The organism is Pseudomonas sp. QS1027 (assembly GCF_002814235.1).
Taxonomy (GTDB): Bacteria; Pseudomonadota; Gammaproteobacteria; order Pseudomonadales; family Pseudomonadaceae; genus Aquipseudomonas.
The window spans coordinates 14,583-40,053 of sequence record NZ_PHSU01000023.1; the positions used below are offsets into that span (position 1 = coordinate 14,583).

The window sequence follows — 25,471 nt, forward strand, 5'->3', positions numbered from 1 at the left end:
AACCTGATGGCAAAGCTTCCCACTCACTGATGGCTTGCATGGTGCAGGCGTAATTATCAGAGGTGATGCAGATGTGGCCAAAAACCAGCAGTTTTATGAATGGCGCCAACCACGCGGTGAACACTGTGAGCAGCCTGGTCGGCCAGGGCTCGAATTTTCTTAACAGTTTGAGCAACGTCAGTAACGGTGGCGTTCCAAAGGCTTCCACCAATGGCCTGGACGAAACAAACGATTCGACTCAGGCGTTGGCTGACGCGACCGATAAATTCACCCAGGAACAAAGCCAATTCGAAATTCAGAAAATGGGTGCTGACACCCAGAACGCGATCAACTCCGGCGTAATGGACACGGCTACTAAGGCTCAGAACGCTGAGATTACAGCGGGTAAGGCGATTCAGTACTAAATACTAGTAGTCCCAGGGCCCCTTCACATGTTGGGGCCTCTCATTGAGCGGAGGTTACGCTATGAGCGTTTCGGGTGCGGCTGCGGGAAGGTCTGCCGCCATTGATTTGCAACTCACAATGGGCACTATCGTTCCGAATTGGAGTGAAACGTCCAGTGGCAGCGCCAGTGAGAAGGAGCTGCGCCAATTGGTCGATGAGCTTACGCACCTAACTCGCAACGAAGAATGCGTCACCCGTTTCTGCCACTTCCTGACAACAATGTTTGGCGCCCCACTTCGCCTTGACGGGCTTACCTGGCTCGCCGCCATGCTGAAGGAGCGTGCCCCTTCCGGTCGCTGGTACCGCGGGGATACGACCGACGCATTAGTGGATCTGGTGGCGACGACATTGGGTTCCGACGCCCTGGTCCTGTCACAAAATGCTCAGGCGCGGCAGGCGCTTATCGAGATAGCAGCAGTACTTGCAGCCATGAACATACCTGCCGCCCTGGCTCTCCAGGAGCGTATCAAGCAGCTGCGATAGGCTTGGTCGGCAAACGAAGTTCATTAGCACGCCAAAATGTCCGTAATTGCCTGAGAGCGGAGTTTTGAAACTTCGGAGCGGACTCCCAAGACCCAACTGCTACGCTGTTCTCTCAACGAGAGGAACACCAATGCCCAACTCAGATCTGCTCCCTTCCCTACTCTCTAAACTTTACGAAAACCAACTGGCCCTCGAAGCCTCCATCATGGAGCTATCGAACTGGGTGGAGCAGCGCGGTTCTGCCGATGTGGCTGAAAATGTGCGCGGCGCTCTTAATACCATTGACGAGAACGAAGAGTTCATCAAGCTGACCCTCGCCGTCCTCATGGCGCATGACTAATCGTCGGGTATCGTAGTCAGCAGTCGCAATGATGGACCCGTCGACATAACAACCGGAAAGCTTATATACCTTTCTCCATCCCTAATCAGAGTTCGTGGGGAGAGTCTGAAGAATCTGCTTGCCAAAAATTAGGCTTTTTCGACAGGCCAACCTCATAAAGCGCTGACACACGATAGCTGCAACTCAGCGGACTCATATCATCTAGCTCATGCACCGTCGCTAGGTTTGAACAGGCCTCCCCCTCGCGGTCGAGCTGAACAAACTCTCATAGATTAATTATTAGAGCCGGCGTCCCTTGGACCAACCATCCGGCCCTTTGGGTATTTGATCCACAATGAGTCTCGCGACTATTAACGGTTCTCGGTACTTCCCCCCCTCTGCACGTGCGACGATATTTTTTTCCCAATCCCCGGTCCATAAGCCAATTACGTCTTCTACAAACCAGGTTCCTATACCCTTACCCAATTCAGATGCTCGTGTGGGAGCTAACTGGGTGGAACGCTCGCCCCGCGCAATGAGATCGACCATCAGCCGGGCAGGAATGATCGGGATATTCACTCCATCGCATTCAGGCCCCAGAAGCATCAGGAAGCTAGCCATAGTCTGCGCCGACAGATTTTCGAGCTGCTTCTGCTTAATAGGGAAGTAAGGGCGTTTTTTGTCGGGAGAAAACATTCGCTTGGCTTGAAGGAGCGATACACGGCGGGAAAATTGCTTCCCTCCGTCACGGAGTTCTATGAGCAAGCACACATCCGTTGAGAAGCTTTTCGTCGTGCCTACCCCTTTGCCCCCCTCCTCCTTTTTTCCAACTACCCTGTAATCGATGTCTAGTTCGAAGCTAAGCCGTTTTTTCGAATCACCTTCAGCAGCTAAATCTTCCAGTAACGTTGTGATGTAGCGAAAGGCAATTTTCAGCTCACCTAACAAGACCATTACATGAGTTTCCTCACCACTGTGCAGGTTCTTCACGATCTGATCGCCCGCACTCTTCGCAGCATCCTCCAGAACGTCTTCGATCAATGTTTCGATCCGTGCATCACCGATCCAGGTTCGAGGCTTACGCATGCTACGCAGGACGCCAGAATTTCTGTAGCCCGCTGACGCAGCGACAAGCGGAGGCAACGCGGATATATCTGGCTCAAAACGAAACATATCAATCGCGGCCCGCGCTCGACGTCGCACCAACTCATTTGGGTGACTTAGAAAGGAAGAAAAACCACTCTCAATACTATCGTCATATAACTCCAAAACAGCGAACAGTACGCCCCGATCGTCAGCAGGAGATCCTAGCCCAAGGAGAGTTTCGGCTGTTGCCTCTAGAAGATCGCTGTCACTTTCAACAGCAACCTTCAACTCACGGCGCCAAGAGGCTCTAGACTCGGCTGAAAGCTCAGAAAGTCTGTAATTGCTCGGCGACGATAAAATTCCAAACTCTTTGAGCAAGCGAGAAACCCTCTCTACGCCACTCACAGGTACGAATTGGCTGTCACTTTTCTGCGATGTCTTCCAGAGCAGCACATGTAGCCTCCCCCAACGGCTATCACCTGCCCACAGTTCTATGACCTCCGCCAATTCATCCCTATTCGTTACTGAATAGGGGGCGTCCATGACTACTGCCATCACGCGCTGAGCCTCCGCTCTACCGTGCTGTAAACCGACCAATCTCGGTAAGTAGGTATTAAGCTCACCGAGGTTATTTCGCATATGTACAATAAGAGAATTTAGTAGTAATGCATCTCCTTTTAGACGGGACCACTGCTTAACAAAAGGAACAAAGTTATCACCATATTTTGCAGCGAAGTTTTTTACCGCCTCTTGAATAAACACGTCTCTCACAACGGCCCAGTTATTAAATCCCCACTGCTCCAAGAACTCATAAAACGCGCGAGCACTAAAAGGTGTTGCTCTCTTCACAAGCGCTAAAAATGTCTTGGCATCAAAAGAAATCGTTTTAGCTGATTTAATAGCGATCGCAGCCGCATCCCAGTTCACATGTGAAGAAGAGTAAAAACTTGGCGAGTCCTTTTTGAGAATTTCGCTTATTGCTTCATCAGCAGAACTATAGGATGCTGGTATATTTTCTTCATACTGATCCATCATCGGCTCGTCCTTGTTAAGTTATAGTTTTGGTATTACTTGAGCCACATAGAATATTTCTAGATAGCAGACGCTATAATCAATATTGAGTCGGTTTCAGACCCACGTATCCATCCTCCCTTCGATTCCATCATAGCTCGATGATGTTTGTTGGCCGGGCGCCTTTAGTGCTTTCGTGGTCATAAAAAAGCCCATCAGATGATGGGCTTTCCTTTCAAGTGTCTCCGAGTGGAGGTTTTCACCCACGACTCTCAGAGCGAGCCAGACGAGCTTATTACCACGGATGGGTCTAGTCAAATTTTGACGTTGAGCCTAGACCTCTTCGCGCACGGCAATGAGATTTGCCTTTTCTCAACGGTTAATATCAAGCGTCCAGGTAGATGGCCTCAGTCAAATGACACTTCGGCTGCCCCCCCTCCAACGAGGTCAAGTGGACTGCGCAGCTCCCGATGGATGTCAGCATAACGAAAAGCTCTCCGTATCTTTCGATGCGAAGAACTGTCTTAGGTCGCAATGCAAATTTTTGGATATTCACACGCCCCTCCAGAAGATTCATTTATTTCGAATATTCGCATGGTTTTTATCAACAAAACTGACAAGAACCTAAAGCATCTCTGTCAAAAAATATGCACAAACCATTGATTTTAGAGGCCACAAATAATCATGTTTTTTGAGAGCCTACAAAGGCGCTCGACAGGGCTTACGAGATGCGTGGCAGGCCCTATGGTGTCCTGTTTCATAGCGACCAGGGGAGCCAATATGGCAGCCGTAGTTTCCGCCAGCGGCTATGGCGCTATCGGATGACCCAAAGCATGAGTCGACAGGGAAACTGCTACGACAACGCGCCGATGGGACGGCTATTTCGTAGCTTGAAAACGGGGTGGGTGCCAACGGTGGGTTACATGACGACAGCGTTGGCTGAGCAGGACATCGGCCACTACATCATGCAGCGGTACAACTGGACAAGGCTCCATCAGCACAACGGTTTCGTACCGCTGGCTGTTGCGGAAGAAAAACTCAATTCTGTGTCCGGGAATTGTTGACCACTACAAGTAATGCTCATTCAGAGGTATCCGAGCGCTTCGATACCTTGCGGAACTCAGCTCGGACCTCCTTTATCGCTCCCACTAACGGCGCGAAATACAAACGTGGTGCCTGCTTGGCGCTGCGGAGAAACTCTGCGATAAATGTGTTTTTCATAGCTATGTCCTGCGCCGCGTTCTTGAGTAAATAGTTTAGGCCCGATTCACGGTCACGGGAAGCAGGTCTTCGGACTCCACAGCCATCCGACCACCCGTTCCACGCTCATCCGGCCCCCCTTAAGGCAGGCAGCAACGCAGGATTAATTCACTACCATAGACCTCTTTTATCGAAGCAGAGAGGTCGTCGTGGAGCGGTTATCTATGCGTAAAATTTGACGTCGGCCTATCTGCCCCGCAAGTAGGTCGAGCCAGCGTCGGCGAGTACCTCAATCGCTTTGCTACCAGGGCCTGACCTGGCCCTCTGCATTGACTGACGCCGAGTTGCGACAGCATCTTTTTCCACCGCCGCCCGACGTTCCCAGCGATCAACGGCCAAGGCCGGACTGGACTCATGTTAACGCCGAATTGTGCCGCCCCGCCGTAACTCTGGCCCTGCTTTGGCAAGAGTACCGGCTTGCTAACCCGCAAGGTTTTCAATACAGCTGGTACTGCGAGCACTACCGCCTCTGGGCCGCGAAGATAGATGCGGTCATACGCCAGGAACATCGTGCCGGCGAAAAGATGTTAGTCGATTACGCAGGCCAAACCGTGCCGGTCATTGACTGACGAACCGGAGAGATCCGCCAGGCCCAGATCTTCGTTGCCGTCCAAGTACACCTTCGCCGAGGCCACCTGGTCGCAGAAGCTGTCCGACTGGCTGGGCTCAACGAACGCCTCGGCCTGGTGGCCGACCCCGAGCTAACCGAGCGTGAAGATGTGCGCCTGACTGCGCCACAACGCCTGCCTGTAAGATATCGACTATCTGTTACTCTCAACCCGAGAAACCTATCGCTAGCAGGTCGTGGTCAAACCCATGCCATCATCTGGTCAGATCGATGCAATCAGGCACGCCGGTCACTGACAAGGGCATCCCGACCGCTGGGCTGCTGGCTCACTTCATCATCGTGAAGTATGCCGCCCATTTGCCTCTTTACCGCCAGGAATCGATTTTTGGTCGCGCAGGCTTGGCCATCCCGTGTTTGACTTTGGCTCAATCGGTTGGCGTCCGTGGCATGCGGTTGCAGCCACTGGTCGATGCACTGCGCGATGTAGTGCTCGGGCGGCAGGTAATCCACGCCGATGAAACACCGGTGCAGATACTCATGCCGACTTCGAAGGTCCCAGGCTGACGCTTGATAACGACTAGAGTCCGCAGGGTGATCCAATATGGGGCAGCATGCCTTGGCACATGGTCGAACAGGACTTAGCTGCTGGCGCTCTGGCTACGCTCGATGTGGAAGGTTCGCCGCAGGAGGGAGTTAAAATAGATATCTGCGCAGTTCACGGTAAGCGAACACCAAACACACCTTGTGAAACTGACCGGCGCCTCTCCTGATACAAACTCCCCCCGCAACACTACCCCCGTTCCATCGGCAGTCTTCAGTCAACACGAAGATCTCCGCGACCACGGCCCAGAAATTTCGAGCATCGTGGTCAATAGTTTGGGGAGCAACTGAGGCGATCAATCAGCCATTGTCCAGCTGGCCCCGGCAGTGAGTCTGTCGCGTGAACTGCGCAGATATCTATTTTAACTCCCTCCTGCGGCGAACCTTCCACATCGAGCGTAGCCAGAACGCCAGCAGCTAAGTCCTGTTCCACCATGTGCCAAGGCATGCTGCCCCATCCAACACCATCCTTGAGGAACGCGTACTTCGTCGATAGATCAGCCAGACGCCAGGTCGAAGGCGACAGCACGCCAAAGTCCTTCCCCGCCAGCAGTTCTGATCGATCCGTCAGCACCAGTTGAACGTGCTTGGCCAATTCCCGCCGAGAAATTTTCCCACTCAGTCTGGATAGCGGATGATCAACTGATGCCACCACCACCAAAGAGAATTCGCCAATTCGTTCGATTGATAGGGTGGGAAATGAAACTGGCAGTGACGCCAGAATGCCAAGGCTGCACCGACCATCGAGTATCGGCTGATAGCCCGCACCAAGGCCTTCGACGAAAATCTTCAGGCCAGTATGCGGGAAGCGCTCGGCGAATTCTTTGACTACGGCAGTAACGGCGGACGTCGGAAAGAATACGTCGACTACCACGGATAATTCAGGTTCCAACCCTGACGTCATGAGCTTGGCTCGGGCCTTCAGAGTGTCGACGGCCGAAATGATGTTGCGCGCATCCGTCAGCAGCAGAGCACCTTGGGGTGTCAATTTGGGGAAACGACCTGAACGGTCAAAAAGCGTTACCCCAATCTGATCTTCCAAGCCGCTCACCCAGCCGCTCACTGCCGATTGCACTCTGTTGAGTTTCCTTGCGGCCGCAGAAAAACTGCCTTCATCTACGGCAGCGACAAAAGTTCTTAGCTGATCAAGCGATACACCGTCGAGCATCTCGCCCCCATCAATCTCAATTAACGATACATAGCATCTCAATATACCGTCTTTTCAGATCCTCAAGAACAGCTCATCTTTCACCTGCCCATTAAACCGTAAGCTAGGTGACTGAAATGCAAATCCTCCATCTTGACGCCAGCATCCTAGGCGCCGCATCTGTCAGCCGCACCCTGTCTTCGCAGATCGTCGCGCAACTCGCTACGCTCCACCCGGGCAGCAAGGTGATTTACCGAGATCTTGGCCAAGATCCTGCACTACACCTTTCCATGGAGCATCTGTCAGCCTGGCAGGGCACTGTGGCCAAAGACCCCATGTTGGTGAACGACCTTTTCAAGGGAGATGCCTATCTGCAAGAACTCCTTGATTCGCAGATCGTGGTAATCGGCACGCCTATGTACAACCTCACTATCCCGAGCACACTCAAGGCTTGGATTGACCGGGTCGCGATAGCAGGCAAATCCTTCCAATACACCGCCACTGGCCCAGAAGGCCTCTTGAAAGGAAAGCAGGCTTACATCGCCTCGTCACGGGGCGGTGTGTATTCGCCTGGTAGTCCAGCGGCAGCTCTAGAACATCAAGAGAGTTACTTGATCGGGCTATTGGGATTCCTGGGCGTCATCGATACACGCGTCGTGCGCGCGGAAGGCTTGGCTGTAAGTCCCGAGGACAAGGATGAGGCGATAAATAGGGCTCTTCAAGAAATCGCCACGATTGGCGCCTGATCAAATCTACTTTCATTTTTCTTCAGGAGTTAAAAAATGAAATACGCCATTATTGGTTCCGGTAACGTCGGAACCGCCATTGCTCGCCAATTTGCCCGTGTCGCGATTCCAGTATCTATTGCGAACACAAGAGGGCCGGAAACGATTCTTCCCCTCACAGCAGAGTTGGGAGAGGTGGTCACAGCCACCTCTTTGGAAGAGGCGCTCTCTGCCGACGTTCTATTCCTGGCACTTCCATTCATCGCAGTGGAGGCTCTAGCTCGTAGTCGATCTGACTGGGCTGGCAAGATCATCATCGATCAGACCAACGCCTATGGTGTAGCACCGGAAACACTTGCGGGACGGCTCTCTTCTGACATTGTTGCCCAAGCGCTGCCAGGCGCTTCGGTCGTCAAAGCTTTCAACCAACTTCCGGCTGGCGTACTGGCCCGAGATCCCTCTCAGGAAGGCGGACGGCGTGTCGTATTCGTCTCTAGCAACGACGAAAAAGCTGCCTCCACCGTCAAAGCCTTAGCAGAGCGACTCGGGTTCTCGCCAATCCTTGTTGGCCGAATCGATGAAGGTGGCCGCCTTCTTCACATCCCTGGCCCACTGGTGCTCCACAACTTGATCGAGCATCCACTCAAATGAGGCGATGAGTGCGATGAGCATGACGACTGACGAGCCGATGTTCGTTCGTGAGGTAGCTCTTGTTGCTAACCCTGGCACCTCAGCTGGACGTATGGCCGGGCATCGGGCTCGCCGACTAATAGATGGCGATCCAGCATTTTCCGATCCCTTCGTAGTGATGGCCGAAGACTGGATGCCCCGTGGAGCATTTCCTCGTCATCCACACCGAGGCATGGAGACTGTGACCTTTGTGATTGATGGGGCTGTCGAGCACCGCGACAGCGCTGGGAATGCCGGCATGATCAACGCGGACGGTGCTCAATGGATGACAGCGGGCCGGGGGGTATACCACGAAGAAAATACGCTTCCAGGAACGACGGCCCATACGTTGCAACTATGGGTGAATTTGCCAGCGGCACTGAAGATGTCCGAGCCACGTTATCAGGATCTAGCGGGCAGCACGATGCCCGTCAGGCGAGAGCCGGGGGTCGAGGTTCGAGTCTTCTCGGGTCAGTCCGGGAGCGTAAGCTCGTCCACTCTCAATCATGTTCCAATCATAATGCTGGATGTGCGAATTGAGCGCGGAGCGCCCCGGACGCTGAGCCAGATCAGTTGCGCGTCGATGGGACTTGAAGGTGTAAGTGAAGCAGCCCGAAGGAAAAAGGGTACGCAGTTCACGGCACTGCTGCACTGACGGCGGAAGTCACCTACTCGCGCTAGAGCGCTGACACCACAACGTCCCCTCCACCAGACCACCCCAGTGAGCACCGCCAAAGGCCGTGCTCACTTTTTTTGCTGCCCATTTTTCAACACGCCACTGCTGGACGGTGCGTCGCGGCAATGCCCATGCCTGTCAATGACAGCGGTCGCGATGTTAAATAATGTTAACAATAAAAATAACTTCACATAATCCGATCACTGGAGGATTATCTCTCCAACACGCATGACGCCCTGACAAAAAACAAAACAGGATGGCAACGATGATCGATCACTCCCCGAATGCCCTGCCGGCGAACACGCTGGCACCTCCTCCCCCTTACTTGTACCTGGATAACGGTCCGCACCGCTGTGGTGTTCACGTACCTGCTGCCGTTTTACGGAGCCTCCATGAATAATAAGAATGTTGGTGTTATCGGTTTAGGCGCGATGGGCCTCGGTATTGCTCGGTCGCTGTTGCGCAGCGGCTTCAACGTACATGCCTGTGACGTGCGCGAAACCGTAACGCAGCAGTTCGCCAGCGAAGGCGGCGTTGCCTGCCACTCTCCTGCGCAGATGGCGGCCGCGTGCGATGTGATCATCACCGTGGTGGTCAATGCCGAACAAACCGAGACGGTGTTGTTCGGGGAGCATGCTGCGGTCGCCTCATTGCGCCCCGGCAGCCTGGTGATCGGGTGCGCCACGGTGGCCCCGACCTACGCGGTAGACCTTGGCCAGCGCCTGATGAATGCCGCACTGTTGTATCTGGATGCACCGATCTCCGGTGGTGCGGCCAAGGCGGCCGCCGGTGAGATGACCATGATGACGTCCGGCCCGTCTGAGGCTTATGCAAAGGCTGACGACGTGCTCGCCGGCATGGCCGGCAAGGTCTACCGCCTGGGTGACGCACATGGCCTGGGCTCCAAGGTGAAGATCATCAACCAACTGCTGGCCGGCGTGCACATTGCCGCCGCCGCAGAAGCCATGGCCCTAGGCCTGCGCGAAGGGGTCGAGGCCGACGCCCTGTATGAAGTGATTACACATAGCGCAGGCAACTCGTGGATGTTCGAAAACCGCGTGCCGCACATTCTCAAGGCGGATTACACGCCCCTGTCGGCCGTCGATATTTTCGTCAAGGACCTGGGCCTGGTGCTGGATACCGCGCGAGCCAGCAAGTTTCCGCTGCCGCTATCGGCGACCGCCCATCAGATGTTCATGCAAGCCTCCAGTGCCGGGTTCGGACGAGAGGACGACTCGGCGGTGATAAAGATTTTCCCGGGTATCGAACTGCCGGCTGCCAAGACTGACCCCGTATAAGGACACCCCCATGAGCCTACCTTCAGCACGCCCCCTGCTGGGCTGCATCGCCGACGACTTCACCGGTGCCACGGACCTGGCCAACATGCTGGTGCGCGGCGGAATGCGCACCGTCCAGAGCATCGGTATTCCCAGCGACGACGTCGCCACCGAATTGGATGCCGATGCGATCGTGATTGCGCTGAAGTCGCGCACCGTCCCCGCGGAACAGGCGGTGGCCGATTCCCTGAAGGCGCTTGAGTGGCTGCGCGTACAAGGCTGCGAACAGATTTTCTTCAAGTACTGCTCCACCTTCGACTCGACGGCCGCCGGCAATATCGGCCAGGTCAGCGAGGCCCTGCTTAAGGCTCTCGGCAGTGATTTCACCCTGGCCTGCCCGGCGTTTCCGGAAAACGGCCGGACGGTTTTCCGCGGGCATTTGTTCGTGCAAGACCAACTGCTCAATGAGTCAGGCATGCAGCACCATCCGCTGACCGCCATGACCGACGCCAACCTGGTCCGCGTGCTGCAATCGCAAACCTCGCAAAAGGTTGGCCTGCTGCGTTACGACAGCATCGCCCAGGGGATGCCGAAGGTCCGCGAGCAGATTGCCGCGCTGCGCGCCCAAGGCGTGGGGATGGCGATTGCAGATGCCCTCAGCGATCAAGACCTGTATACCCTCGGCACCGCCTGCAGCGACTTTCCCCTGTTGACCGGTGGCTCGGGCCTGGCCCTGGGGCTGCCCGACAACTTCCGCCGTGCCGGCAAACTTCGTGACTTCGACCCGGCTTCGTTGCCCACCGTGCACGGTGGCGAAGTGGTATTGGCGGGCAGTGCGTCTATCGCCACCAACGCCCAGGTTGCTGCGTGGATCGACGCGGGGCGACCGGCGTTGCGCATCGACCCAATGGCGCTGGCGGCCGGTGAGCCGGTCGTGGCCCATGCCGTTTCCTTCGCACTTAACCAACCACACACCGTGTTGATCTACGCAACCAGCACCCCGGACGACGTCAAGGCGGTGCAACAGCAACTGGGCGTCGAGCGTGCCGGCGAATTGGTGGAAACCGCCTTGGGAGAGATCGCCCAAACGCTGCGCCTCAACGGCGTAAGGCGTTTCGTGGTCGCCGGCGGTGAAACGTCCGGGGCCGTGGTCACCGCCCTTGGCGTCCGTCTTTTGCAGATTGGCGCGCAGATTGATCCCGGCGTTCCTGCGACGGTGAGCAACACCGCCGAACCGCTGGCACTGGCGCTCAAATCTGGCAACTTCGGCGGCCGCGACTTTTTCGACAAGGCCCTCAAACACCTGGCGGGGGACGCGCAATGAGTCACGAAAACGCCTTGCGCGAAGAGATCTGTACCGTCGGCCACAGCCTTTATCAGCGCGGGTATACCGTGGGCAGCGCCGGCAACATCAGCGCACGCCTGGAGGATGGCTGGCTGATCACCCCCACGGACGCGTGCCTGGGGCGGCTTGACCCGGCGTTGATCGCCAAGGTCGACCTGAGCGGTCAATGGGTCTCTGGCGACAAACCGTCAAAAACTCTGGCCCTGCATCGGCAGGTCTACGATCGTAACCCTGGCGTCGGTGGCGTGGTGCATACCCATTCCACGCACCTGGTGGCCATGACACTGGCCGGCGTCTGGCACCAGGATGACATCCTGCCGCCGCTGACGCCGTATCAGGTGATGAAGGTGGGGCATATCCCGCTGATCAATTATCAACGTCCCGGCGCGCCTGATGTGGCCGAACAGGTCGCGCTCCTCGCCAACCGTGTGCGTGGCGTGATGCTCGAACGCCTGGGCCCGGTGGTCTGGGAAAGCTCAGTATCCAAGGCCAGCTATGCCCTTGAAGAACTCGAAGAAACCGCCCGGCTGTGGCTGATGAGCAACCCACGCCCGACCCCCTTGGACGCGGCAGCGCTGGACGAACTCCGGACTGTTTTTGGCGCCCACTGGTAGGCACCGACTTACAACCGCAACACCCTTGACGCACATCTTCGCGACGCCAGGCAGCCAGACTGTCGCGAAAAGGTGCCAGAACAATAAAAACAACAGGACCTTCCAGCATGACCACACCCACCTTCACTGTTGATGTTTGCAGCCACAAAAAACCATCATGCCTTTGCCTTGGAGGGTCGCGGTCATGAGCCCGCTTATCCTGATGGCAACCGCCGGACTGGGCATAGCACTGCTGCTGTTCCTGGTACTCAAATACAAGTTCCAGCCGTTTGTGGCGCTGATGCTGGTCAGCATCCTGGTGGCCCTGGTCGCCGGGGTCAAACCTACCGACCTGGTCGCCACGATTGAAGGCGGCATGGGCAAGACCCTTGGCCACATCGCAATCATCATCGCGCTGGGCGCCATGATCGGGCGCATCATCGAGCTGTCGGGCGGTGCCGAGGCCCTGGCCAAAACCCTGATCGAGCGCTTCGGCAATCGACGCACGCCCCTGGCCTTGACGATTGCCGGTTTCATTATCGGCGTGCCGGTGTTCTTCGAAGTGGGGGTGATTATCCTCATGCCGCTGGCCTACGGCGTTGCCCGTCGCGCCCGCAAGCCGCTGCTGATGTTTGCCTTGCCTATGTGCGCCGCCTTGCTCACCGTGCACGCGTTTCTGCCCCCTCATCCCGGCGCCGTCGCTGCAGCCAGTCAACTGGGTGCCGACCTGGGCCGGGTGCTGATGCTCGGGCTGCCGCTGACGGCGCTCTTGTGCTACGTCGGCTACCGCGTGGCGGGACGCATGACACGCCGCTTCTACCCGATGTCCGATGATATCCGCGCCGAAGTCTACGGCCCGCACGTCACCAACGACGATCTGCGCGCCTGGCAGGACGGCACCACCCAGAATGTGGAACAACGCGCAGACGCCGTTTCGCACATGGGCCTGGAGGAGTCCACCAGCAGCATCGTGGCCAAGCTGCCGCTGGCCCCGGCGCCGGGTTTCGGCTTGATCGTCAGCCTGATCCTGCTGCCCATCGTGCTGATCCTGCTGGGCACTCTGGCGACCTCGCTGCTGCCGGTCGAATCGACCCTGCGGGGCATCATGACCGTACTCGGCGCGCCGCTCGTGGCACTGCTGATCGACACCTTGCTGTGCGCCTGGCTGCTCGGCTCCCGTCGCGGCTGGAGCCGTACCCAGGTCTCCGATGTGATCGGCTCGGCGCTGCCGGGTGTGGCCATGGTGATTCTGATTGCCGGTGCCGGTGGCGTGTTCGGCAAGGTACTGGTGGACACCGGGATCGGTGCGGTGGTCTCCGACCTGCTACGTACCACAGGTTTGCCGGTGCTGGCACTGGGATTTTTGCTGACCATGCTGCTGCGCGCAGTGCAAGGCTCCACCACGGTGGCGCTGGTCACCACCGCAGGCATCATCAGCCCTCTGATCGCCACGCTCAACCTGACGCCCAACCACATGGCACTGCTGTGCCTGGCCATGGGCGGTGGCGGCCTGGCGATGTCGCACATCAACGACGCCGGTTACTGGATTTTCACCAAGTTGGCGGGCCTCAACGTGGCTGACGGCCTGCGCACCTGGACGGTGATCACCACCCTCCTCGGCACGCTCGGCTTCCTTATCACCCTGTTGATCTGGCCTTTTGTCTGATCGTATTTGACCAGGAGTTCACATGCCTCGCTTTGCTGCCAACCTGAGTATGCTCTACCCCGAATATCCGTTTCTGGAGCGTTTCTCTGCTGCGGCTGCCGATGGTTTCGACGCCGTGGAGTACCTGTTTCCCTACGAGTACAGCCCGCAGGAACTCAAACAGCACCTGAGCGACAGCGGCCTGGTACAAGCCCTGTTCAACGCACCGCCCGGAGATTGGGCGGCAGGCGAGCGCGGCATTGCAACCTTGCCGGGGCGCGAAGCCGAATTTCGCGCAGGCTTCGACCGTGCGCTGGAATACGCCGCGGTGCTGGGCAACACCCGCATCCACGTGATGGCCGGCTTGCTGCCCAGTGAACATGACCGCGAACGGCATCACGCGGTGTACCTGGAGAACCTGTCCTACGCGACCCACCAGGCCAGTCTTACCGGCGTCACGGTGCTGCTGGAGCCCATCAACACCCGCGACATGCCGGGTTTTTTCCTCAACCGGCAGGACCAGGCACACGCCATCTGCAAGGAGGTCGGTGCGAACAATGTGAAGGTGCAGTTCGACTGTTATCACTGCCAGATCGTCGAAGGCGATTTGGCGGTCAAGCTGCTTCGTGACATCGACGGCATCGGCCATATCCAGATTGCAGGCGTACCCGATCGCCACGAGCCGAACCTCGGGGAACTGAACTACCCCTACCTGTTTGAGCTAATTGACGAGTTGGGCTACGACGGCTGGGTCGGTTGCGAATACCGCCCTAAAAACACCACCTCGGTCGGGCTGCAATGGTTGCGGGATTGGAAGGCACGCTAGGTTACCGCTAATCCCCTGCTCGCCATTGGCACAGGGGTTCCTAAAACAAAAATAACAGGATACGTCCCATGCGACATTTCACTTCCCGACCTGCACTCGGGCTATTGTTATCGCTGTCGTTTAGCGTCGGCGCCGTCAGCGCCGCGCCGCTGCCGGCCGCGACCGAAGGCGACTGGATCGCGCCGCAATTCACCTTCCATACCGGTGAAAAACTCGCCAACCTGAAACTGCACTACATCACCCTGGGCGACCCGAAGAACCCCGCCATCCTCTACCTGCACGGCACTTACCGACCTGGCAGCGATGTGCTGAGCAAGGATTTTGGCGGTGAACTGTTCGGCCCGGGCCAACCGCTGGACGCCAGCAAGTACTACATCATTTCCACCGACGGCATCGGCGTGGGCCAATCCAGCAAACCCTCGGATGGCTTGCGCACTCAGTTCCCCGCGTACAACTACACGGACCTGGTGCAAGCCCAGTATCGGCTGGTAACCGAAGGCCTGGGGGTCAAGCACCTGCGGCTGATCATCGGCAACTCCATGGGCGGCATGCAGACCTGGATGTGGGGCCAGACCTGGCCGCAGATGATGGACGCGCTGGTGCCCATGGCGTCGCAACCGACTGAAATGTCGTCACGCAATTGGATGATGCGCCGCTTGTTAGTGGAATCGATCAAGCAAGACCCGGCCTGGAACAACGGCAACTACAGCGCGCAGCCACCGTCGCTGCGCCTGGCCAACGCGATGTTCAGCGTTGGCACCAGCGGCGGCACCCTGGCTTATCAGGCGGCAGCACCGACCCGGGCCCAGGCCGACAAGCTGGTGGATGAGCGTCTCAGCGCGCCGCAAACCGCCGACGCCAACGACTTCATCTACCAGTGGCAATCGTCGGCTGATTACAACGCCGCCGAGGGGTTGAGTAAAATCCAGGCACCGATGCTGGTCATCAACTCGGCGGACGATGAGCGCAACCCACCCGAAACCGGTCGGCTGGAGGCGTCGATGAAAGCCCTCAAGCATGCCCGGCTGCTGCTCATCCCGGCTAGCGCCGACACCCGTGGCCACGGCACCACCAGCATGGCGAAGTTCTACAGCGAGGCGCTGGGGCAATTCATGCAGGAGACTGAAAAGCCGCGCTAGACGGGCTGCGGGTCGGACGGCAACATCAGTTCGACCCCTTGCTTGCGAATCCCTTCCGCTGCCGCGTGCGCCAGCGCATCGTCACTGATGATCACGTCGAACTGCTCCAGGCCGGCAATTTTGTACATGCTGAACGTGCCGTACTTGGAGCTGCTGGCCACCAGCACCACCTGGGACGCCGACTGCATGGCCACCTGCTTGACTTCCACCTTGAGGGCCGACGGCGTGGTGATCCCACGCCTCAGGTCCCAGGAACTGGTCGAGATAAAGGCGATGTCCGTCACCACCTGACACAGCGTCGCCACCGCCAGCACGCCGACACAGGAATGATTGGAATGGTCCAGTTGCCCACCGGTATGGATCACCGTCACCTGTGGCTCATCCATCAACGCCTGCACCACCCCGAAGTCGTTGGTCACCACCGTCATGCCACTGAGCGATTTGATGTAGGGCACGATCTCCAGCGTGCTGGTGCCCGCGTCCAGGTAGAGGGTCATGTCCGCACGCAACAGGCGCGCGGCGAGCTTGGCCATGGCTTGTTTCTGCGGCAACTCGACCACGGCCTTGAGCTGGTGGCTGGGCTCACTGTGCAGCTGGCTGGCGATGCGTACACCGCCCGTCACCGAATACGCCCGGCCCTCCTGCTCAAGCAAGGCGATATCGCGGCGCACCGTCATGTGTGAGCACTCGAACATCTCCATCAACTGATGAACACTCAGCACCTGATGTTTACGCAACTGGCGCAAGATCAACTCACGACGTTGTTCAGGAATCATCGGCGCGCCGCTTTCGGCGGCCACGTCCTTCTGGCTTGGCATTCGGTGCTCCAAAGGCTTGAGTCAAGTGGTGGTGGTTGACCTACATAGTAGCGAATCCACCCGCCGATCTGTAACTCGCTGCGGCTATTTCAACTCGCTGTCCTTGATATGCGCAATCGGCGCGAGGAGCGACGGGTCGAAGGCTTGCAGCGCACGCGATTCAAGCGAGCGTTGCAGCCAGTCCGGATTGGCCAACGCGGCCTTGCCTGGCGTCAAGTTTTTCTCGGCCTTAGCTGGCGTTAGTCTTGCCTTGAATTGATGTGGCCGAATCCAATTATCGATGCATTAGGTAATGGCCGATGTCTCGGTACGCTTCTTAGACCAGCGGCCAACTGTCGCTATCTATTCCGTTTTCAAACTGCGAAACACGCGTTTCACTTGCTATTGATGATTCTATGTCAACTCGCTAGCCGCGACTCATTCAAATCAGCCAAGATCATGGGGTAAAGCGCTCTGATGATGTGAGGTCCAGACCGGCCAATTGAGAGAGCAAGTTAGCCGCACCAGCCTGATGATCACCGCTCGACGCTGGCGCAGTTAGGCGTGCAGCTCCAGCCTTTGGTCTATGCTCTGCTCGAAACGGTGCTGAGCGAGAGCGTAATGGCGAGAGTGGTCGAGTTGGCCGCCTTTGATAATTACCGTCACCTGCGAGGTCCCATCAAGTCCTGCTCCACGCCGAAATGATTAGTAATAATGGCTGTATGCCCCCAAGTTAAGGTCGTGAATCATAACGTGGTGCACGCTGGATCTGAGTGCCGGGATATGGGAACCGATCTCGGCCAGAGAGCTGGCGTTGAGGCCAGATCTTCGGCCACGCAGGTATGCGGGAGATCGGCGAGAAGTGACGTTCCACATGCCCAAGGAGGTAAACAACTTATGCCTCTAAGGCAAGACATTCGCTAAAGGTAGCTTCGAAATTTCACATGGAGGTGCAGCCGGGTTGGTATAGCGAAGTTAAACATCAAATTTTATGTGAGGGCTGGTAACGGCCTGCCGCCAGGCAGGCCCTAATTTCACCAAGTTGGCCTAATAAAATAAGTTGGGCTAGTCAGTTTTAACGCACGGGAGGGCCGTATTGCAGCCCGCCATGAGTCCATAGCGCATTCAGGCCACGCTTGATCTTCATATCACTCCCCTCCCCCAAGTTGCGATCGAAGGACTCACCATAGTTACCAACCTGCGAAATGATCTGTACAGCCCAATTGTTGGGCAAATTAAGATCCTTGCCCAGGGAACCCTCGTTGCCCAACAGACGTGCGATATCCGGGTTCTTGGTTGTCTTGACCAGCTCTGCGACGTTCTTGGAGGTAACCCCCATCTCCTCGGCATTAAGCATGGCGCTCTGGGTCCAGCGCACAACAGTGAACCAGTCTTCGTCGCCGCGTCGTACCGCCGGCGTCAGCGGCTCCTTGGAGATAACGTCGGGCAGCACTTCATAATCGTCGGGATTGGCCAACTTCAAGCGCTGACCGTAGAGCTGAGATTGATCTGTCGTCAGCACGTCACAACGACCTGACTCCAGTGCCTTGAACGACTCATCAGAGGTGTCGAAGGAAATGGGGGTGTAGGTCATGCCATTGGCACGAAAGTAGTCCGCCAGGTTCAGTTCAGTCACAGTGCCGGCCTGAATACAGAAGGTGGCACCGTTAAGCTCTTTCGCACTTTTAACGCCCAACTTTTTATTGACCAGGAAACCTTGTCCATCGTAGTAGGCTACGTTGGCGAACAGGATGCCCATGGCTCCGTCCCGCGAGGACGTCCAGGTGGTACTGCGCGAGAGCATATCCACTTCCCCCGATTGCAACGCCGTGAATCGCTCTTTGGCAGTGAGTTGTACATAGCGTACTTTTTTGGCATCCCCCAAGACGGCGGCGGCAACGGCACGACAGACGTCAACGTCAAACCCATGGAACTCCCCTTTGGCATCCGGGTAAGAGAAACCGGGAAGTCCATCGCTAATGCCACACTGCACGTAACCTTTCTTTTTCACATTGTCCTGCGTAGCGCCAGCACAAGCATTACCCGCGAAGGCAGCGGTCACCGCCAAAGCTGCCAGCACGGAGGTGATGTTCGAAAAGCTTCTTTCTCGTTTCATTTGAATGCTCTCTAGGTTGGCGTAAAAGTGCTAAATCCAGCGCGCACGAATGCAACGCTTTTCCGGCGAAATGCGACTTTTCAACAAAAAACGGAGGGCAGAATCAAAAGGGGCGACAACATCGCACCCTGAGGAAGTGTTTAAACGTTGGCATCTTGGCCTTCTTATTATTTTATTGTTGTCAGACCTGACCCAACGGGTCGGGTGGGCGTCGGGTCAGCAGGTGACTGGCAAGGATTGCTCTACCAGTGATGTCCAAATGGCAACGCCGGGCTCGATGACCTGATCGTTGAAGTCGTAGTACGGGTTGTGCAGCGCAGCCGATGGTTTTTCACCGTCAACTCCGAGCCATATGTAGGCGCCAGGACAAGCCTTGAGCAGATAAGAAAAGTCTTCGGAGGCCATCGAAGGTTTGCCCCCCCAGATCACCTGCTGCTCTCCCACCACCGCGATAGCGGCTTTTCGAACAACCGCTGCGGCGTCAGGATTGTTCTCCGTGACGGGGTAGCCGACGTGGTAGGTCATTTCACCTCGCACGCCAAAAACCACAGGGAGCTGCTCTACGAATTCTCGGATGAACGCCTCGACCTTGTCCCTGACCCCGGACTGCAAACACCGGACGGTGCCCTTCAAGATCGCGCGCTCTGGAATGACGTTGATTGCTTCACCCGCGTTGAACTGGGTCACACTGATCACTGCCGAATCCAGTGGCGAAAGTCGCCTTGCCACAATGGTTTGCAGAGCCAGGACGAGCTCAGCACCCGCGACAACAGGATCATTTCCTTTCTCGGGCATGGCCGCATGACACCCTTTGCCAATAAGGTGGATTTCAAAGGTATCCATAGAGGCCATCATCGGCCCGGGATTGATAGCCACCCTTCCGGCGGCCAGGCCGGGCCAATTGTGCAACCCATAGATAGCCTCCATGGGAAACAGGTCGAAAAGCCCGTCGTCAATCATCCTCTTTGCCCCCGCCAGCCCCTCTTCGGCCGGCTGGAAGACAAAGTGCACCGTACCGCTGAAGCGGCGGGTGTCGGCCAAATGGCGTGCGGTCGCCAGCAGGATGGCAGTATGACCATCATGACCACAGGCATGCATGCAACCTGGGCGAGCCGACTTGTGGCATGCATGACCCAACTCCTGGATGGGCAATGCATCCATGTCCGCCCGAATACCAATCGTAGGGCCCCGGCCATTTCGAAGAGTACCTACCACCCCCGTACCGCCCAGCCCGCGATGGACTTCGATGCCGAAGTCTTTCAACAGACTTGCCACCTTGTTGGAGGTCTGCAACTCCTCGTAGCCAAGCTCCGGCGCGGCGTGCAAGGCACGACGCCAGACCGTAGCCTCGTCAATCAAAGACTTCGAGATCGCCATATCCCTTACTCCAGGCTCGCACCGTAACCGAAACTCGCTGCCGGACGGGAGGCTGTCTCTACCCAGACGCTTTTCACCTCGCTGTACTCACGCAACGCATCGAGCCCGGAGGAACGGCCATAACCACTTTCGCCGTAACCACCGAAAGGTGAGCTCACATGGATCGTCTTGTAGCCATTAATCCAGAAAGTACCGGCACGAACCCGCTTGGCAACTCGGTGCGCGCGGCCTACATCACGTGTCCAAATTGCACCGGCAAGACCAAAGCGGCTATCGTTGGCGATGCGAATGGCGTCCTCTTCATCCTTGAAAGGAATGGCAACAACGACCGGGCCGAAGATTTCTTCCTGAGCACAGTGCAGATGGTTGCTGCCGACCAGGACCGTGGGATTTACGTAGTAACCGCCTTTGCTCGGAATGAGACCCGCGTCAACGCCCAGGACCTTGGCACCGTCCTTTACAGCCCCTTCGAGCATATTTTTCACATGGGCATATTGCTTGGCGTTATTGATCGGGCCGATCTGGGTCTCAGGATCACTTGGGTCGCCCACCTTGAAGTTCTCCGCCGCGCTAGCCAGTGCATGGGTGAATTTTTCGAAGATCGATTCTTGAACCAGCAAGCGCGACCCGGAAACACAACTCTGGCCCGCCCCCGAGAAAATCGCGGCCTGGGCACCGCGCAATGCGACGTCAAGATCAGCATCGTCAAACACAATGTTGGCCGACTTGCCGCCCAGCTCAAGCACTGCGGGAATACAGCGCTGAGCCGCCGCCACGGCCACATGCTTGCCGGTGGCAGGCGAGCCGACAAAAACCACCTTACGGATATCAGCCTTGGCGATAATGCTCTGGCCGATGGTGTGGCCAAAACCGGCGACCACGTTGACCAGACCTTTAGGCGCACCTGCACGCTCAACCAGCACCCCCAAGACCAACGACGTCAGCGCAGTGAGTTCCGACGGTTTAAGAATGACCGCGTTACCGGCGGTGATAGCCGGTGCGATCTGCCAGCCTGCCGTGAATATAGGAGCATTCCACGGTGTAATCTGAAAAACGGTGCCCAGCGGCTCGTAAGTCACGTAGTTCAGGTGGGAGGTCGGGACAGGGATGACTTCGCCGTGAAGCTTGTCCGCCCAGCCGGCATAGTATTCAAACATCTCGGCGACTTTCGCCACTTCGACTTTAGCGTCGCGGATCGGTTTGTTCGCCGTGATCGATTCTATTTGCGCCAGGTTATCGGCTTCTTCGCGGACCAATGCGCCAACCTGATACATGATTCGCCCACGCGCCTGTCCAGTCAGTGCCCACCACGTAGCCTGAGCTTGCTTGGCGGCCATGTCGGCCAAACCGACCAAGGACTCGTCGGCATCCGGAAACGTCAACATCACGCTATCGTCATGAGCGTTACGAACTTCGACCGGCGCGCCATGCCCCTCCACAAACTCTCCACCCACATAGCTGGCGACGACAGTGCGGTCGCCCCAGTATGGCCGCATCAGCTCTACAAGTTTTTGAACGCTCATCAGTCACTCTCCACGGCCGTAAAGTTTGCTATCGGTACGCTGCACGATTGCGCAGAAGTCTTCGTTGTCGGGAAGCGTCTCACTGCTCGCCTGCCAGAGCTGTGCGACCATGCGAGAGAGGGGCAAATCAAGGTCAAGGCTCAGCGCTAGGTCGCGGGCCAGCCCGACGTCCTTGCGCATCAGGCCCATTGTGAAACCGGAGTCATACGCCTTGTTGAGAACCCAGGCAGGGAACATCGCCTGTGAAGCAGCGCTGCGACCTGAGCCCGCATTCAGTCCTTCCAGAAGTTTTTCCGGCGCGACACCTGCTTTAGCCGCCATGGCGACAGCTTCGGCAGTAGTGATGAGGTGAGCGGCACAGAGCATGTTATTGGCGATCTTGGCAACGTTGCCCGCGCCAGACTTGCCAACATGGACACGCACTGCGCTCATGCCCTCCAGTACAGGCATTGCCCGTACCAGATCGTCGTCCTCGGCACCGATCACCATCGACATGGTGCCCGTGGCCGCCCCTCTGGGGCCGCCCGACACCGGAGCATCAATAAAGGCTATATCCAGTTTGCGAAGGGCCGCGGCAACTGTGCGGCTGGCTTCGGGAGTGGAGGTGGTCGTATCGATCACGATCAGGCCCGCGCTGCCAAATTCGACAATACCGCCCTTGCCCAGGCATACCGCTTCAACGTGTTCAGCCTTGGGCAGGGAGAGAATGAGCACTTCGGACTGTTTGATCAGCTGATTGCGGTCAGTAACCGGTTTGACGCCTTTGCTCTGCGCTTGATTCAGCGCCGCTTGCGACAAGTCAAAGCCGCTGACATCGAAACCTTTGCCAGCCAGGGTAGCGGCCATCCCGCCCCCCATGTTGCCGAGGCCGATCACACCTACTTTCAAGGACATGTGCTGAGTCTCGCTTAGATAGTTTGAACAAATTCAAGGATGACGTTGCCCGCAGCTCGGGGTGCGACCATCACCCGCCCTGGGACCTGGACATGAGGTACGGCGTTGTGTGCCAGGATTGAACGAACATCGCAGAGGCTCGTGGTATTGAGCTTGATGGCAATCGCGTGAGGTCGCTCTTCGACTATCTGCGGCAACTCAATACCGGGGTATTCCCCGGCCGCAGTCGCTGCATCCATTGCCCGGAGCACACCGCATCGGGTGTCGGCTTCAAGCACGTCGCCTTCATAGCGCACGGCATCGCCATAAATAGCCCTCCAGCGGGCTTCCATGGCGGCGGGGTCAGCCAGGTAGGTGACCGCCAAAATGCCGTTTGCGCCGTTAGGATGGTGCTGCCATCCCTTGACCCAGATCAGTTCGGGACGGTGCTGGTGACAGATGAAATTGGAGGCATCCGGAAGCGCTGGATCAATGAACAGAGCCAGGGAAACCACAGCCTCATCGTGGCGCCCATCCGGCAACATCATCCGACGGCGGAAGTCGATTCGACCCTGACTCGCCAAGCCGGACTCAACTAAACGGGCATGGTCGTCATCAGCATTTTTGCTGTGCAGGGCAACCAGCGATACGCCTTCCTCTCCGCGGTCAAGGAACTGACCCAGTTGGCGACCAAAGCAAAATCCATTGACTGAGTTTGTGCCGAACTTCGAAGGGTCATCGACGCCGATGAGCTCGATGAAGTTGCTGGGAAACATCATCAGGGAGGTCACGCTGCCCCAGGGGTGGTAGCTGACCGGAGAGGGTGAAAACCCCATCTTGCGATACTGCTCCAGTGCCACGGCGTGGTCACGTACAGTGACCAGTGGGTGGTCGATACCTTGAGGAAATTGCGCGACAGCGGTCATAAAAATAACTCCAGTGTTGATGAGTCAGCCGTTGGTTTTCGAGGACAGGGTGGCAAGCGTGGATGGAGCCATACCGACCTGTTTAGCGGGTGTCCCTGCAACTACGGTCCCGGAAACGACCGACTTGAGAACGACAGAGTTGGCAGCAACGATGGCACGCTCCCCTACTTCGATGTTTCCGAGCACACTCGCTCCGGCACAAATGAGTGCACCACGCCTGATTTTTGGATGGCGATCACCGACTTCATTGAGCGTGCTACCCAGCGTGACCCCATGCCATAAGCTGACTTCATCCTCGACCACGGCAGTCTCGCCAATCACCAGGCCAATGCCATGATCCACGAACAGTGACTTGCCCAGCTTTGCTGCGGGATGAATATCGATGCTCCAGGTATTGGCCGCCCAGTTCTGCAAGAGAACGGCGCTTTGAATGTCGCCCTCGTTCCACAACGCATGGGCAATGCGATAAGCCTGCACCGCCTGGATGCCACGAAACGTCAAAAACGCCGTGAGGTGATCGGGACATGCCGGGTTGACCTTCACCAGGTACTCAATGTCCGCCGCAGCGCTCTGGGCAATCGACTCAGAGGCTTGAATCAAAGAGCCGAACCATTGCGCCAGGTTGGGTCCGCCCTTGTCCGCAAGGGCGTGAGCGAGGTTGGCCGCCAGGGCGGCCTCAAACGATTTATGCGACAGCACATGGATGTCCGCATAAGTGCCAAGCACCGGGTTGCGTGCGCCAAGTTGCCGGGCTTGGTCGCATAACCTCAGCCATAGAGAATTCATTGTGAGCTCCTGTTCCTGATGACACGAGTATGGACACCGTGATAGCAGAGCATCAATAATCCAAAAATCTAAATTTCGTTGCGATTATCGCAACACAGGAAGCTTATGAGCCTGGTACAAGACCGACGCATCCTCTATTTCTTCGAGGCCGTGCGCCTTGGCAGTGTCCGAGCGGCCGCCGATTCGCTCGACGTCGCCCCTTCGGCGGTGAGCCGACATGTCGCACAGTTGGAGCAGGAGCTCAATGCCCCACTTATGGAGAGGCACCGCCGGGGTGTGAAACCGACGGAGGCCGGTGAGCGGGTACTGGAGTATTACCGCCAGCGAATGGCACAGCAGGAAGTGCTCCTTGATTCACTGCAGTCGCTGCGTGGCCTTCAAAGCGGCTCGGTTGTTCTTTCGGTAGGTGAAGGATTCATTGAGGGCCTGACGGCATCGCTGACTCGTTTCTCCACCCTCTACCCCAAGGTTGACTTGCAGGTAAATATTGGCGGAAGCAACGACGTCATCAGGCAGGTGGTGGAGGACGACTCGCATATCGGCCTGGTATTCAACCCTGCTGGCGATCCGAAGATTCGCGCTCATGTCAGGCGGCGGCAACCGGTACGGGTGATCGTTACACAAGACCATCCATTGGCGGAGGAGAAAGGCCCTATCACCCTGAGAGGTCTGGATCGCCATCGCCTTGCACTGCCGGGCGTTTCCTTCGGCATCCGGCAAATTCTGACCTTGGCAGAGCAACAGCTCGGCATCGACCTGGTGCCGACACTCACCTGCAACAACTTATCAATGCTCAAGCGCTATGCGATGCAGGGAGGCGTCACGCTCCTGCCCGCCTTTGTGGTGGAGGAAGAGTTGAAAAATGGGCAACTGCTTGCATTGCCTTTGCATCACGAGGTTTTCAGTAGCCCTGAGGCCCAGCTGATTACGCGGCTGGGCCGACAGCTCAGTGTCGGGGCCAATCGCCTGATGAGCATGCTGCTCCAGGACATGAGCGCCTTCAGAGAATGATGCGATACCCAATGCTTGAACACGGCCCCATCGCCCGTGCTACGGCCCGGAACGCCTAAGTGTTGCGATCATCGCAACATAAAACGAACTTGGCATCATTGTTCCGCCTTTTCTCAAGCTCCCATACTGCGACCCAACTTCTCCGGGACCAATGGCCACTGAACGGCAACTGGCGCGGTCATTCGACAAGCCAGGAAACCGCGCTTCAAACATAAAAAGTAGACCCCCCCTCAGTGGCTTCCCGGACAA

23 protein-coding genes and 3 pseudogenes are annotated in these 25,471 nt (G+C 57.1%); 16 read left to right on the forward strand and 10 right to left on the reverse strand.

Features of this window, described 5'->3' with window-relative positions:
• Positions 1-71: 71 nt before the first annotated feature.
• The 3 genes from CWE01_RS33700 (at position 72) to CWE01_RS20805 (ending at position 1,267) form a co-directional block, all read left to right on the forward strand.
• Positions 72-404 carry a hypothetical protein gene (locus tag CWE01_RS33700; RefSeq protein WP_218274293.1) on the forward strand — a complete coding sequence of 111 codons (333 nt, stop codon included), beginning with the start codon at positions 72-74 and terminating at the stop codon, positions 402-404.
• Positions 405-465: 61 nt separating this feature from the next.
• Complete coding sequence (locus CWE01_RS20800) at positions 466-927, forward strand: hypothetical protein (RefSeq protein WP_177410501.1); 462 nt, start codon at positions 466-468, stop codon at positions 925-927.
• Positions 928-1,057: 130 nt separating this feature from the next.
• The gene (locus CWE01_RS20805) at positions 1,058-1,267 is read left to right on the forward strand and encodes a hypothetical protein (protein WP_100942428.1); all 210 of its coding nucleotides are present in this window, start codon (positions 1,058-1,060) and stop codon (positions 1,265-1,267) included.
• Between the two features lie 279 nt (positions 1,268-1,546).
• Here the strand turns inward: CWE01_RS20805 and CWE01_RS20810 are convergent, their stop codons facing one another.
• Positions 1,547-3,367: a hypothetical protein gene (locus tag CWE01_RS20810; protein ID WP_100942429.1), complete on the reverse strand. Its 1,821-nt coding sequence runs from the start codon at positions 3,365-3,367 to the stop codon at positions 1,547-1,549.
• Between the two features lie 680 nt (positions 3,368-4,047).
• Between CWE01_RS20810 and CWE01_RS20820 the strand changes: the two are divergent.
• The 3 pseudogenes from CWE01_RS20820 to CWE01_RS20830 all read left to right on the forward strand — a co-directional run.
• Positions 4,048-4,407, forward strand: a pseudogene (locus CWE01_RS20820) (DDE-type integrase/transposase/recombinase); the annotation flags it as partial.
• Between the two features lie 325 nt (positions 4,408-4,732).
• A pseudogene (locus tag CWE01_RS20825) lies at positions 4,733-5,272 on the forward strand (IS21 family transposase); the annotation flags it as partial.
• Positions 5,273-5,459: 187 nt separating this feature from the next.
• Positions 5,460-5,723, forward strand: a pseudogene (locus CWE01_RS20830) (transposase); the annotation flags it as partial.
• Positions 5,724-6,039: 316 nt separating this feature from the next.
• On the opposite strand, the gene CWE01_RS20835 reads toward CWE01_RS20830, so the two are convergent.
• Positions 6,040-6,939 carry a LysR family transcriptional regulator gene (locus tag CWE01_RS20835; protein ID WP_100942431.1) on the reverse strand — a complete coding sequence of 300 codons (900 nt, stop codon included), beginning with the start codon at positions 6,937-6,939 and terminating at the stop codon, positions 6,040-6,042.
• 116 nt (positions 6,940-7,055) lie between these two features.
• On the opposite strand from CWE01_RS20835, the gene CWE01_RS20840 reads away from it, so the two are divergent.
• The 9 genes from CWE01_RS20840 (at position 7,056) to CWE01_RS20880 (ending at position 15,813) form a co-directional block, all read left to right on the forward strand.
• A complete protein-coding gene (locus CWE01_RS20840; RefSeq protein ID WP_100942432.1) occupies positions 7,056-7,664 on the forward strand; it encodes an FMN-dependent NADH-azoreductase in 609 nt (202 codons plus the stop codon).
• 36 nt (positions 7,665-7,700) lie between these two features.
• Positions 7,701-8,294: an NADPH-dependent F420 reductase gene (locus CWE01_RS20845; RefSeq protein ID WP_100942433.1), complete on the forward strand. Its 594-nt coding sequence runs from the start codon at positions 7,701-7,703 to the stop codon at positions 8,292-8,294.
• A gap of 13 nt (positions 8,295-8,307) precedes the next feature.
• Positions 8,308-8,967, forward strand: coding sequence for a pirin family protein (locus CWE01_RS20850; RefSeq protein ID WP_256579393.1), 660 nt, complete (start codon positions 8,308-8,310; stop codon positions 8,965-8,967).
• Positions 8,968-9,272: 305 nt separating this feature from the next.
• On the forward strand, positions 9,273-10,286 hold the full coding sequence (gene ltnD / locus CWE01_RS20855; protein ID WP_256579394.1) for an L-threonate dehydrogenase: 1,014 nt from the start codon (positions 9,273-9,275) through the stop codon (positions 10,284-10,286).
• Between the two features lie 10 nt (positions 10,287-10,296).
• Positions 10,297-11,589, forward strand: a complete 1,293-nt coding sequence (otnK, locus tag CWE01_RS20860; protein ID WP_100942435.1) for a 3-oxo-tetronate kinase — start codon at positions 10,297-10,299, stop codon at positions 11,587-11,589.
• Positions 11,586-12,224: an aldolase gene (locus CWE01_RS20865; RefSeq protein ID WP_100942436.1), complete on the forward strand. Its 639-nt coding sequence runs from the start codon at positions 11,586-11,588 to the stop codon at positions 12,222-12,224. The genes otnK and CWE01_RS20865 overlap by 4 nt, the downstream gene beginning before the upstream one ends.
• A 184-nt stretch (positions 12,225-12,408) precedes the next feature.
• A complete protein-coding gene (locus CWE01_RS20870; protein ID WP_100942437.1) occupies positions 12,409-13,869 on the forward strand; it encodes an SLC13 family permease in 1,461 nt (486 codons plus the stop codon).
• A gap of 22 nt (positions 13,870-13,891) precedes the next feature.
• The gene (gene otnI, locus CWE01_RS20875) at positions 13,892-14,674 is read left to right on the forward strand and encodes a 2-oxo-tetronate isomerase (RefSeq protein ID WP_100942438.1); all 783 of its coding nucleotides are present in this window, start codon (positions 13,892-13,894) and stop codon (positions 14,672-14,674) included.
• Positions 14,675-14,742: 68 nt separating this feature from the next.
• On the forward strand, positions 14,743-15,813 hold the full coding sequence (locus tag CWE01_RS20880; protein WP_100942439.1) for an alpha/beta fold hydrolase: 1,071 nt from the start codon (positions 14,743-14,745) through the stop codon (positions 15,811-15,813).
• Here the strand turns inward: CWE01_RS20880 and CWE01_RS20885 are convergent.
• The 8 genes from CWE01_RS20885 to epsC form a co-directional block, all read right to left on the reverse strand.
• Positions 15,810-16,631 (reverse strand): DeoR/GlpR family DNA-binding transcription regulator, encoded by an 822-nt coding sequence (locus CWE01_RS20885; protein WP_100942440.1) that lies wholly within the window; start codon positions 16,629-16,631, stop codon positions 15,810-15,812. The genes CWE01_RS20880 and CWE01_RS20885 overlap by 4 nt on opposite strands.
• An 84-nt stretch (positions 16,632-16,715) precedes the next feature.
• Positions 16,716-16,847, reverse strand: coding sequence for a hypothetical protein (locus tag CWE01_RS20890; RefSeq protein WP_371917153.1), 132 nt, complete (start codon positions 16,845-16,847; stop codon positions 16,716-16,718).
• Positions 16,848-17,685: 838 nt separating this feature from the next.
• Entirely contained in the window at positions 17,686-18,726 is a 1,041-nt protein-coding gene (locus CWE01_RS20895) for an amino acid ABC transporter substrate-binding protein (RefSeq protein WP_100942441.1), read from the reverse strand.
• A gap of 216 nt (positions 18,727-18,942) precedes the next feature.
• On the reverse strand, positions 18,943-20,103 hold the full coding sequence (locus tag CWE01_RS20900) for a M20 aminoacylase family protein (protein WP_100942442.1): 1,161 nt from the start codon (positions 20,101-20,103) through the stop codon (positions 18,943-18,945).
• A gap of 5 nt (positions 20,104-20,108) precedes the next feature.
• A complete protein-coding gene (locus tag CWE01_RS20905) occupies positions 20,109-21,626 on the reverse strand; it encodes an aldehyde dehydrogenase family protein (protein ID WP_100942443.1) in 1,518 nt (505 codons plus the stop codon).
• A gap of 3 nt (positions 21,627-21,629) precedes the next feature.
• On the reverse strand, positions 21,630-22,520 hold the full coding sequence (locus CWE01_RS20910; RefSeq protein WP_100942444.1) for an NAD(P)-dependent oxidoreductase: 891 nt from the start codon (positions 22,518-22,520) through the stop codon (positions 21,630-21,632).
• A 14-nt stretch (positions 22,521-22,534) separates the two neighbouring features.
• Positions 22,535-23,425: a VOC family protein gene (locus tag CWE01_RS20915; protein WP_100942445.1), complete on the reverse strand. Its 891-nt coding sequence runs from the start codon at positions 23,423-23,425 to the stop codon at positions 22,535-22,537.
• Positions 23,426-23,449: 24 nt separating this feature from the next.
• A complete protein-coding gene (epsC, locus tag CWE01_RS20920) occupies positions 23,450-24,211 on the reverse strand; it encodes a serine O-acetyltransferase EpsC (protein WP_100942446.1) in 762 nt (253 codons plus the stop codon).
• A 105-nt stretch (positions 24,212-24,316) separates the two neighbouring features.
• On the opposite strand from epsC, the gene CWE01_RS20925 reads away from it, so the two are divergent.
• Positions 24,317-25,222 carry a LysR family transcriptional regulator gene (locus CWE01_RS20925; RefSeq protein WP_100942447.1) on the forward strand — a complete coding sequence of 302 codons (906 nt, stop codon included), beginning with the start codon at positions 24,317-24,319 and terminating at the stop codon, positions 25,220-25,222.
• Positions 25,223-25,471 lie beyond the last annotated feature (249 nt).